Below are 10,766 nucleotides of genomic sequence, written 5' to 3' on the forward strand. Positions count from 1 at the left end.
AGGGCCATGGGCTGTTTGCTACGCAAATTCGGCAGCCCTCACGAGCACGTTGCTTTGCGATAGAAAAGCAGTGGAACACGCTTTTCTATCGCTCTTGGGGAAGTGCGACATCTTATGTGTCGCACCTTCCCTAGTTCTGCTCCCACACGAGGGTTGGTGCTGGGTGCAGCGGAGTGGACGGAATCGTTCTGGAGAAGCGTTAGCGCTTGCCTTTGCCCCTGGATTCCAACCTTTACAGGTTTATTCCAATCCAGGAATCCAGGGGCAACAGCAATCGGAAGAATGATCCGTTCGCGCAGCGGCCTCACCAAAGCACCAACCTTCCTCCTATTCCCCTAATCCCAGCTTTTTGAAGATCGTATCCACGTTCTTCAGATGCCAGGCTGGGTTGAACGCGTCCTCGATTTCGTCTGCGCTGAGCACGGCAGTAATTTCCGGGGTCGCCTCTACGATTTCGCGGAATTGGCGTTGCTCCTCCCATGCCTGCATAGCACGCGGCTGCACGGTATCGTAGGCTTTTTCACGACTAAAGCCTTTGTCGATCAGCTTCGTCATAATACGACCGGAGAACGGTACGCCGTACGTACGGGCCATATTGCGCTTCATATTTTCAGGGAAGACCGTCAGATTTTTTACGATATTGCCAAAACGGTTCAGCATGTAGTTCAACAGCATCGTTGCATCCGGCAGAATGATGCGTTCTACGGAAGAATGCGAAATGTCGCGTTCATGCCACAGGGTTACGTTCTCATACGCCGATACCATATGCCCACGAATCACGCGTGCCAGACCGGAGATGTTTTCACTTCCGATCGGATTGCGTTTATGTGGCATCGCGGAAGATCCCTTTTGACCCTTGGCAAAGGCTTCTTCCACCTCACGGAACTCACTCTTTTGCAGAGCACGGACTTCTGTAGCAAATTTGTCCAACGATGTGGCGATCAACGCTAATGTTGCCATGTATTCGGCATGACGGTCGCGCTGTAGTGTCTGTGTAGAAATCGGTGCAGGCTTGGTGCCCAGCTTGCGGCATACAAATTCTTCTACAGCCGGATCAATGTTGGCATATGTTCCCACTGCACCGGACATTTTACCGTATTGTACTTGGTCAGCCGCAAAACGAAAGCGTTCCAGATTGCGCTTCATTTCCTCGTACCACAATCCCATTTTTAGTCCGAATGTGGTCGGCTCGGCATGCACTCCATGTGTACGTCCCATCATCGGTGTATGCTTGTAAGCCAATGCCTTTTCCTTCAAAATTTCAATAAAATTCAAGATATCGCGTTCCAGGATTTCATTCGCCTGCTTTAAAAGGTAACCCAGTGCCGTATCAACTACATCTGTGGAGGTCAAACCATAATGTACCCATTTGCGCTCGTCTCCAAGACTTTCGGACACCGTGCGAGTAAAAGCAATGACATCATGTCTTGTCTCCTGCTCAATTTCATAGATCCGCTCAATATCAAAACTTGCATTCTTACGAAGAGCCACGGTATCCTCTTTTGGAATAACCCCTAATTCCGCCCAAGCTTCACAAGCACATAGCTCTACTTCCAGCCACGCTTTAAATTTATTTTCTTCCGTCCAAATCGCTCTCATTTCCGGTCTACTATAGCGTTCGATCATGACTATTTATTCCCCCAAATATTGGTTTGTTCAATCCATTCCAGCGCTTGTTCCGCATCCTGGCACAATAGATTAATATGTCCCATCTTTCGGCCTGGCTTGGCTTCACTTTTTCCATACAAATGCAGCTTGGGTACAACGTCCAATCTTTCAGCTTCAGCATCCGATTGCGCAAACCGCCGAACCACGTCCTCCAAATGCTCACCTAGCACATTGACCATCACAACGGAAGTCAACAGCTTCGTGCTGCCTAAGGGTAAACCGCAAATCGCACGTATGTGCTGCTCGAATTGCGACGTCGCGCATCCCTCCATCGTGTAATGACCAGAGTTATGCGGTCGTGGTGCCAACTCATTAACGTACAATTGTCCGTCTTCGGTGACAAACATCTCCACAGCGAGCAGTCCCACCGCACCCAGCGACTCTGCCACAGCCAGCGCTAACTTGCGTGCTTCCTCCCGGACAGGTTCTGGCACGCGTGCAGGTACAATCGACGTGTGCAAAATATTGTTCACGTGAATGTTTTCCGCAGGTGGAAAGGCTTTGGCTTCACCGTTCGTGCTGCGAGCTACAATCACCGAGATTTCGCAGCGAAAACGGATGAACTGTTCCAATACCAGTTCGACACCGCCTCCAGCCAGTTGTTCGTAGGCAGCCGTAGCTTCCTCCGGTTGGCGAATGACTACTTGTCCCTTGCCATCATAACCACCGACTGCTGTCTTGAGCACACACGGTACACCTAGTTCAGCTACCGCTTGGACCATATCCGCAGGACTACTGATTTCACGATACGGAGCGACAGGGACACCAGCAGCTTCAATAGAATGCTTTTCTCTCAGACGATGCTGTGTTGTGTACAAAAGACTGCTGCCTTGCGGCACACTGGATTCCTGTTCCAAAAGTGCAGCCACACCCGCGTCCACATTTTCAAACTCATACGTGATCACATCGCACCGCTCAGCCAACTCTCTGGCCGCTTGCTCATCATCATAGGCAGCGCGGATTTGTTCTGACACCTGTCCACAAGGGCTATCCGGTGCAGGGTCCAGCGTCACAAAGCAATATCCTAGATTGGTTCCCGCCAGTACAAGCATTCTTCCTAATTGCCCGCCTCCTAAAAGTCCAATCGTTGTACCAGGAGGTCGGACACGGCCTTTGGGTTCACATGCCCCATTCATAGCGAGTCACTGCCTTCCAGCACCTCATCACGGATACGGTCGCGTCTCGCCAAAACCCGCTGGCTTATCTTTTCGTCAAAAGCGCCTAATATTTGTGCTGCCAGCAGCCCTGCATTCGTAGCACCTGCCTTACCGATTGCCACAGTAGCAACCGGAATACCACCCGGCATCTGCACAATGGAGAGCAGGGAGTCTAGACCGTTCAGAGCCTTCGACTGAACAGGCACACCAATGACCGGTAATGATGTCTTCGCAGCCACCATCCCTGGTAGATGCGCAGCTCCACCCGCTCCAGCAATAATGACCTTTAGTCCACGCCCGGCGGCCTCTTCTGCAAAACGAAACATTAAATCCGGTGTACGATGGGCTGAAACTACTTTTTTCTCATATCCGATTTCAAGCTCGTCCAGCACAGCACATGCATGCTGCATGGTGTCCCAGTCTGATGTGCTGCCCATAATGACAGCGACCTGCACTGACATGTCCTTCACTCCCTGTTTATCAATAAGCGCCAAAAATCCGGCACTCGAAAATAACGTTATTTTCAAGACACCGGACTACGAAAAAACAAACGACAGAGCCTCTTAAAGGCATGCCAAAAGCAAGCCTCTTCCACCGCATCCTATGCAGCTTCAGCCGTATGTCTCCCGTAGTCCGGAAATTTAAGGTTCCCAGGTAGAAACTTCCGGGCCATATCCCCGGCATTATACGAGTTAGCATTGTGCCTATTCCATACCCGACGATATTCTTTACAAGTATGATCGTGGTCTGTTTCGGCTCAAACATGTGTACCTTATTAAATTGTACCTAAAGTTCATTTTTTATCGACAATACACTTCCTAGTTTAACAATTCCCTACACCTTATGTCAACTTGAAAACGAACATTATAATAATCATGCAATAGAATGTTCGTGTTTGACAAAATCAACACCCTTATATACCCATAGCTCAGGACTATTACATTACATTTAGCTATCTATCACCTATCCTGATACCAGTGTGCATACCGCATTCCACTGACAAAAATAAAAGTCGGCACTCCCTATACAGGCAGTAGACCGACTTTTACTTTTTTATTCAGTTATTTTACGACCAGCACAGGAATGCGCGCATGCTGCACCACATTGTGACTCACACTACCTAATACAAATTCACGAATACCGCCCAAGCCGCGGCTGCCGATCACAATCGCATCGAAGCCATTCTCATTGGCATAATCCAAAATGACTTCGGCTGGAGAACCTTGAATCAGTTCCACCTTGGCATCTACACCCTGCTCAGCAAGTCGTTTTTTAACTTCATCCGTAGTTTGTTCGGCCAAATCGTAATATTCTTTATTTATTGAAGCCGGAATTGGAGCCAAACCTTCGCCCATAAAGATCCGAGGAAAATCGAATGCCGTTACCACCTCAAGCTGCGAGGACGATGATGTCTTGACTAATTCGGCTGCCTTCAGCAAAGCCTTGTTGGATGCATCCGAACCGTCATAAGCAAGCAATATTTTTGAAAATAGCATAATACGCACCTCTTCCTCATTCGGTTTGTTGATTCAAAGCCTGAAATATGTACTCCTGTTGTTGTTCATTCCGACATCACTGGTTGGCTGGAATAGTCTTCTCACTCATCATTAAACTTCCCTATGAGAAGCTAAACTCCTCGTCTCACCGTAAAAAATAACCATACAACAATGCGTTGATGAATAGCAACGCAGGAATACCTAATCTAAAACTCATATGCCGTGTTTTATGGCGTTTACGGTACATGGCAATTAGCACGCCTAAGGCTCCCCCGATCAGGGCCAGCAAAAACAACGTCCGTTCAGGTACACGATCACGGTGTTTACGTGCTCTCTTTTTATCTTCCGACATTACCAGATAGCCTACTGCATTGATAAACAGCAACCATACCAACAAGCCTGTCTGCAATGTCTCTCCTCCTTTTGCACACCGTACCAAGTTCAGGTATTAGGCCTTATATAGCGCTCTCCCCCTCATTATAACTCCACCCCTTTTATAGAAACAATGCCTCCCCTGACTTGGATAGCACTTTTGCGGAAATAGTAAGGTAGCATAAGGGCGATCCCTGAGTGCATCTATCTCATCTTAAAGGAGGAACTGCGATGGAAAGCACCCATGAATACGTTGAAAAGCTGCGAGAAAATGCAAAAAAGGCAGAACGCAACCGTAAACAAGGAAAAGGAACTCCCAGCGCGAGCTTGCCGACAAAACAGCATACCAACAATCCTTGATCAAGGAATCTGTATTAAGCTGTAGAACCACGTTATTAACGTAAAATATCAACTTAACCTTGTAGTTTTCCCTTTGAATGAAGTTAAAGCTAAACTCAGTTGTTCACCTTCCACAAAAACAGCAAGCAGACTCCTTATGAGATATCTGCTTGTTGTTTTGTTTTGCATTTTTTTAAAGCGATTACATTTATAATAAATAAGTTCTAAAGTCATATTTCCTAACATAAGTGTTGACTAAAAACAATTACACACCCTATAATTCGTGATATTAACTAATTCGACAAAATATTTGTCAGTTAATCTATCATCAATAATTGAGGTTTAAGATTGGAGAGGAGCTTTATATGACTAATAAAAAAAGAATGACGATGATCCCCCTGTTGGCCAGCTTTATTCTCGGTAGTACCTTATGGAGTGGTGGATTTACCGCCAACGCTGCGGCAGGAGTTACAACCAGCACAACTGCATCTGCATCTACTTCTACAACTACAACTTCGGGCAAATCTGAAAATCCACAAACCAATCATTTACCCAATATTAAAATACTTGCCACGGGAGGGACCATTGCAGGATCATCTTCGGTCAATACGGATACAACCGGCTACAAAGCAGGCGCGTTAGGTGTTGAAACCTTGATCAATGCGGTTCCTGAGATGAAAAGTATTGCAAATGTCAGTGGTGAGCAAGTTGTTAATGTAGGTAGCCCTGATGTTAATAATGAAATTCTCTTAAAACTTGCCAAACGTACCAATGAACTGCTTGCCAGAGACGATGTAGACGGGATTGTCATTACACATGGTACAGATACATTAGAAGAAACAGCTTATTTCCTCAATCTTGTTATCAAAAGCGATAAGCCGGTAGTTGTCGTTGGCTCCATGCGTCCAGCTACTGCCATCAGTGCCGATGGTCCTTTCAACCTCTATAATGCAGTGAAAGTCGCCGGGGCTTCGGCCTCTAAAGGTCAGGGTGTACTCGTCCTGCTGAACGACCGTATTGGTGCAGCAAGATACATTACCAAAACAAACACAACAGCAGTCGATACGTTCAAGTCTGTAGAGCAGGGATACCTTGGAGCTGTTGTGGGTGATCAAGTGTACTACTACAACAAATCCACACACAAGCATACAACTTCTTCTGTATTCGACATCTCTAACCTGACTCAGCTACCGCAAGTAGATATTTTATACGAATATCAAAACAATGGTCGCTATCTGTATGATGCAGCCGTAGCAGCTGGTGCCAAGGGTATTGTCGTAGCTGGTTCCGGTAATGGTTCCTTGTCCAAGACCTCCTCAGAAGGCGCAGAGGCCGCAGGTAAAAAAGGAGTTATCATTGCCCGCTCCAGCCGCGTGGGAAGTGGAGTTGTGTCCCCATCAACAAAAGACGCAGCCTCAAACTTTGTATCGACCGATTCGCTCAATCCGCAAAAAGCACGGATTTTGCTCATGCTTGCTTTGACCCAAACACACGATGTTAACCAAATTCAATCCTTCTTTAATGAATACTAAGAGCAGTCATCCCAAATCAAATAAATCAACATTCTATGATGAAAAAGAAGCAGCGATTACGGTTGACCACCGTAACTGCTGCTTCTTTTTTTGCAAGACAAGTCTTGCATTAATAACTACTTCATCTAATATCCAATCGTCTTGGTTCTATACAGTAATTCGTTGTCCCTCCCACACAGCATCAAGACTGCTGTTTGGGAATCCCATTCAAGCTTGGAGGATATTTCGCTTGCTTCTCTGGATGAGCAGCAATTTCCTCCTCCAGTATGCTTGATTTATTTTGTTGATTATTGATTTTAAGCGACTTATGCTTGGGCATAAATACTCACCTCCTCGGATTACCATGCCAAGGAGTGATCATTTTTATACCGACGTATATCTGCTGATTATGTTGACTGTAGCACTTTTGGTCATCCGTTATTTGCCCTGCTATTTGCCCTGCTTTTGTTCCATCGCTGCTTTAAGCAAATCACCCAAACTGGAGCCAAAAGATTCCTGCTTTTCAAATTGTCTCACTAGCTTTTGCTGTTCCCGTTTGTTTACCCGTTGCTTGTCCTTATCCAACGTCTCGGTAATGCCGCAGGGCAGGCATCTTACATACAATCCTGCTTTGCCCTCTTTCATTTCCATTTTCTTATGACACTGCGGGCAACGTCGATTGGACAAACGTTTTTCCCCTGAACGACGGTAACCGCAATCCGCACTTGGACATACAAGGAACTTGCCTTTCTTGCCCTTCTTCTCCAATAGCTTTGTACCACAATCTGGACAATGACTATTCGTCACATTATGGGGCTTGTACTCCGCACTGCTATTTTTTACAGTGGAAACCAACTCTTTCGCCATAGCACGAATAGAATTCAAAAACGGTTCCGGTTGTCCTTGACCACGAGCAATCCGTTCTAGCTCCGCTTCCCAACGTGCCGTCAGTTCAGGCGTTCGAAGCTGTGGAGCCGCCAGTTCAATCAGTTGCTTACCTTTACCTGTGGGATGCATCACGTTCCCCTGACGCTCAATCGTATCCGAGCTGACAAGCTTCTCGATCAGATCGGCACGGGTAGCAGGAGTACCCAGTCCATGCTTTTCCATCTGAGCGAGCAGCGCTGCTTCTGTATACCGCTTCGGCGGCATCGTTCGCCCAGCTCGTACAAGACAACGCTGTAACCGGACGGAATCTCCTTTTTTCAGCTCAGGTAAAATAACGCCTCGTCCATTGTTTTCCCGATCCTCTGCTTCTTCATCATCCATATCATAATGGTTCGCGTCATATACAGCACGCCATCCGCTATCTTTCACCGTTGTGCCTTTTACCTGAAACGTTTCCTGCTCCACCGTTACTGATACGGCTACAGCATCATAACGTGCAGGTGGATAGAACAGACTGATAAATCGTCGTGCAATCAGATCATACAGCTTACGCTCCTCCGGGCTCAACTGATTAAGCAATAATGTCTGCTCAGTAGGAATAATCGCATGATGATCCGTGACTTTACTGTCATCCACAATTCGCTTTGTGATTGGAAGGTTGTTACGCAATAGCGGACGTGCCAAGGAAGCATACGGACCTACTGCTACACTACTGAGCCTTTCCTTAAGTGTGTCCACCATATCGGATGTCAGATAACGGCTGTCTGTACGTGGATAGGTCACCAGCTTATGCTGCTCATACAGGCGCTGAAGCAGATTAGAAGTCTGTTTAGCCGAAAAGCCGTAGCGCTGGTTAGCATCTCTTTGCAGCTCCGTTAAATCATACGCTAGCAAGTGAGGCTCGTTCTTTTCGCTCTTTTTAACACTCGCAACTGTGCCTTTGGCCCCCTCAAGTCTGCGGCGCAAAGCCTCTGCTTGAGTGCGGTCAAACATGCGTGAATCCCCGCTTTCTGCCCGCCAAGTTGCCTGAAAATCGCCAAAATCCGCCGTCAGAGTATCATATTCCTGAGAACGGAATTCGGTAATTTCCTTCTCACGCTCCATAATCATCCCCAACGTTGGTGTCTGCACTCTTCCAGCCGAAAGTTGGGCGTTATAACGACAAGTCAACGCGCGAGTTACATTGAGACCAATCATCCAGTCTGCTTCAGCCCTACAGCGAGCCGATTCATATAAACGATCAAACTGCTGACCAGGCAATAGCTTTGCAAAACCTGCCTTAATCGCCTTGTCCGTCTGCGAGGAGATCCATAAGCGCCGAAAGGGCTTTTTCCAGTTTGCCATTTGGATGATCCAGCGTGCCAACAATTCTCCTTCACGAGCAGCATCGGTTGCCACGATAAGCTCTCCAATGTCCTGCCGCTTCATGAGCTGCTGCACAGCTTTGAACTGATGATTACTTTCGCGCAGCACCTTTAACTTTGAACTCTTCGGAAGAATAGGCAGGTCCTCCAAATTCCATGTCGCATACTTAGAATCGTAATCCTCCGGCTCTGCTAAGCCGACCAAATGTCCCAGTGCCCACGTCACCACGTACTGGGGTCCTTCTATATAACTTTTATGCTTCTCGCGGCTACCCATCACACGTGCAATCTCTCTGGCCACGGACGGTTTTTCTGCCAATACCAATACCTTCATGTTACGCTCCTCTCTCTCATAGTGTTAATTATACCATCCTGCCATCTTACGATAAATTCTAATGCTAACCGCTCTTATTAACATGATCGTACATACTATTGCTTCTACATGGGTTAAGATAACTTACAAGTCAGGCACACTCCATTTTAATAACAGACCCGCATAAGTCAGGCCTCCCCCAAATCCATATAACAACACATGTTGTCCACATCGTAAACGTCCATCATCCAAACCACACTGCAATGCCAACGGGATGGATGCCGCCGATGTATTGCCATACAACTCCACACTTGTCAGCGTCTTTTCCAAAGGTACTGCACTTCTTTCACATATAGACTCAATCATTCTCAAATTAGCACTATGAGGTACAAACCAGTCAAGATCCTCCTTTTTCATATTTGCCTTATCCAGTAATCGTTCGATTCCCGTTGGAACAGAGCGAACAGCCCATTTATAAACCTCACGTCCATTTTGAGCAATAAATCCATGGTCTTGCAGTTTCTCTCCATCCAAATGATCAGATAATCCCACACGGTAAAGATGTGTTCCCCCTTGCCCATAAGTACCTATATCTGAAGTTAAAAATGATCCTTCATCCTCGTCATATTCAACAAGTGCAACTCCTGCACCATCTCCAAAAAGTATACATGTCGTCCGATCCGTATAATCTGTAATTTTGGACAACGTTTCGGCTCCCACTACTAGCACCTTACGATGCAGACCACCCGTAATAAGGCCATTTGCCATATGAAGCCCATAAGAAAAACCAGCACATGCTGCACTAATATCCATTGACCCCGTGTTCGGAATATTAAAATGAGCCTGAATACGTGAAGCCGTGCTTGGAAAGTAGTAATCAGGTGTACTCGTCGCTACAATGATCATCTCAACATCGTTTATATTTACGTCATACAGCTTAATCATACGTGTAATAGCTTGTATACATAAATCAGAAACATATTGATCTTCAGCCGCAATGCGTCTTTCACGCATACCCGTTCTTTGTACAATCCACTCGTCACTAGTGTCCACAAGCTTCTCCAAATCGGTGTTTGTCAAAATGCGTTCAGGTACATAAGTGCCAAAGGCCGTAAGCTTAGCTTTTGAATTCAACAATCTGATCACTCTCCTTTGTAATCCTTATTCACATTATAACATCAGATACTAATACCTGGTACTAAATTATTTTAAAAACGTCTTCTTATTTACTAGTTAATATCCACTTATCCAGTTGAACTTATAACAAACTCACTTTAAATAAAATCCCTCTGCCTTATAACGCAAAAAAGAGACCATGATCTTCAGAAGATCATGGTCTCTTTTGCTTGTTGCTTGGCGACGTCCTACTCTCCCAGGACCCTGCGGTCCAAGTACCATCGGCGCTGGAGGGCTTAACGGTCGTGTTCGGGATGGGTACGTGTGGAACCCCTCCGCTATCGCCACCAAACATGAATTTACATCGTAAATTCTATCGTACGGTTATTCGCTTCATCACCTATCGTGTGAATGAATAGCCATGCGCTTATTGTATGTCACTTGTACATACCTTCAAGGTTACACCCTGAAAACTGGATCCGAAACTCATTGCGTTTTATCTTAGGATAAGCCCTCGACCGATTAGTATTGGTCAGCTCCAT

At 46.2% G+C, this 10,766-nt stretch carries 10 protein-coding genes, 1 rRNA gene and 1 riboswitch; of the genes, 2 read left to right on the forward strand and 9 right to left on the reverse strand.

The window, feature by feature from the left end:
• Window positions 1-327 precede the first annotated feature (327 nt).
• From purB to AC5ELV_RS19420, 5 genes are all read right to left on the reverse strand, one after another.
• Window positions 328-1,626 (reverse strand): adenylosuccinate lyase, encoded by a 1,299-nt coding sequence (gene purB, locus AC5ELV_RS19400; RefSeq protein ID WP_013308794.1) that lies wholly within the window; start codon window positions 1,624-1,626, stop codon window positions 328-330.
• Between the two features lie 2 nt (window positions 1,627-1,628).
• Window positions 1,629-2,804 (reverse strand): 5-(carboxyamino)imidazole ribonucleotide synthase, encoded by a 1,176-nt coding sequence (purK, locus tag AC5ELV_RS19405; RefSeq protein WP_493431476.1) that lies wholly within the window; start codon window positions 2,802-2,804, stop codon window positions 1,629-1,631.
• Window positions 2,801-3,286, reverse strand: coding sequence for a 5-(carboxyamino)imidazole ribonucleotide mutase (purE, locus tag AC5ELV_RS19410; RefSeq protein ID WP_023987047.1), 486 nt, complete (start codon window positions 3,284-3,286; stop codon window positions 2,801-2,803). Before purE ends, purK begins: the two co-directional genes overlap by 4 nt.
• A gap of 148 nt (window positions 3,287-3,434) precedes the next feature.
• A riboswitch (purine riboswitch) is annotated at window positions 3,435-3,536 on the reverse strand.
• A 350-nt stretch (window positions 3,537-3,886) separates the two neighbouring features.
• Window positions 3,887-4,321, reverse strand: coding sequence for a universal stress protein (locus AC5ELV_RS19415; protein WP_493431477.1), 435 nt, complete (start codon window positions 4,319-4,321; stop codon window positions 3,887-3,889).
• A gap of 145 nt (window positions 4,322-4,466) precedes the next feature.
• Window positions 4,467-4,730, reverse strand: a complete 264-nt coding sequence (locus tag AC5ELV_RS19420) for a DUF1294 domain-containing protein (protein ID WP_444955402.1) — start codon at window positions 4,728-4,730, stop codon at window positions 4,467-4,469.
• Between the two features lie 194 nt (window positions 4,731-4,924).
• On the opposite strand from AC5ELV_RS19420, the gene AC5ELV_RS19425 reads away from it, so the two are divergent.
• Together AC5ELV_RS19425 and AC5ELV_RS19430 are read left to right on the forward strand one after the other, a co-directional pair.
• A complete protein-coding gene (locus tag AC5ELV_RS19425; protein WP_444955403.1) occupies window positions 4,925-5,053 on the forward strand; it encodes a DUF4023 family protein in 129 nt (42 codons plus the stop codon).
• 344 nt (window positions 5,054-5,397) lie between these two features.
• Complete coding sequence (locus AC5ELV_RS19430) at window positions 5,398-6,564, forward strand: type II asparaginase (protein ID WP_493431478.1); 1,167 nt, start codon at window positions 5,398-5,400, stop codon at window positions 6,562-6,564.
• Window positions 6,565-6,745: 181 nt separating this feature from the next.
• Here the strand turns inward: AC5ELV_RS19430 and AC5ELV_RS19435 are convergent, their stop codons facing one another.
• The 4 genes from AC5ELV_RS19435 to rrf all read right to left on the reverse strand — a co-directional run bounded on the left by AC5ELV_RS19435 (window position 6,746) and on the right by rrf (window position 10,576).
• A complete protein-coding gene (locus tag AC5ELV_RS19435) occupies window positions 6,746-6,883 on the reverse strand; it encodes a hypothetical protein (RefSeq protein ID WP_311081445.1) in 138 nt (45 codons plus the stop codon).
• A gap of 110 nt (window positions 6,884-6,993) precedes the next feature.
• On the reverse strand, window positions 6,994-9,129 hold the full coding sequence (locus AC5ELV_RS19440; protein WP_493431479.1) for a DNA topoisomerase III: 2,136 nt from the start codon (window positions 9,127-9,129) through the stop codon (window positions 6,994-6,996).
• Window positions 9,130-9,252: 123 nt separating this feature from the next.
• Window positions 9,253-10,245 carry a ketoacyl-ACP synthase III gene (locus AC5ELV_RS19445; protein ID WP_493431480.1) on the reverse strand — a complete coding sequence of 331 codons (993 nt, stop codon included), beginning with the start codon at window positions 10,243-10,245 and terminating at the stop codon, window positions 9,253-9,255.
• 214 nt (window positions 10,246-10,459) lie between these two features.
• Window positions 10,460-10,576: ribosomal RNA gene (rrf, locus tag AC5ELV_RS19450) — 5S ribosomal RNA — on the reverse strand.
• Window positions 10,577-10,766: the final 190 nt, after the last annotated feature.

The organism is Paenibacillus sp. NMA1017 (assembly GCF_058895805.1).

Coding starts and splice junctions, on each gene's coding strand:
- AC5ELV_RS19425 (WP_444955403.1), top strand. CDS start 4,925: ATGGAAAGCACCCATGAATACGTTGAAAAGCTGCGAGAAAATGCAAAA.
- AC5ELV_RS19435 (WP_311081445.1), bottom strand. CDS start 6,883: ATGCCCAAGCATAAGTCGCTTAAAATCAATAATCAACAAAATAAATCA.
- purK (WP_493431476.1), bottom strand. CDS start 2,804: ATGAATGGGGCATGTGAACCCAAAGGCCGTGTCCGACCTCCTGGTACA.
- purE (WP_023987047.1), bottom strand. CDS start 3,286: ATGTCAGTGCAGGTCGCTGTCATTATGGGCAGCACATCAGACTGGGAC.
- AC5ELV_RS19415 (WP_493431477.1), bottom strand. CDS start 4,321: ATGCTATTTTCAAAAATATTGCTTGCTTATGACGGTTCGGATGCATCC.
- purB (WP_013308794.1), bottom strand. CDS start 1,626: ATGATCGAACGCTATAGTAGACCGGAAATGAGAGCGATTTGGACGGAA.
- AC5ELV_RS19440 (WP_493431479.1), bottom strand. CDS start 9,129: ATGAAGGTATTGGTATTGGCAGAAAAACCGTCCGTGGCCAGAGAGATT.
- AC5ELV_RS19430 (WP_493431478.1), top strand. CDS start 5,398: ATGACTAATAAAAAAAGAATGACGATGATCCCCCTGTTGGCCAGCTTT.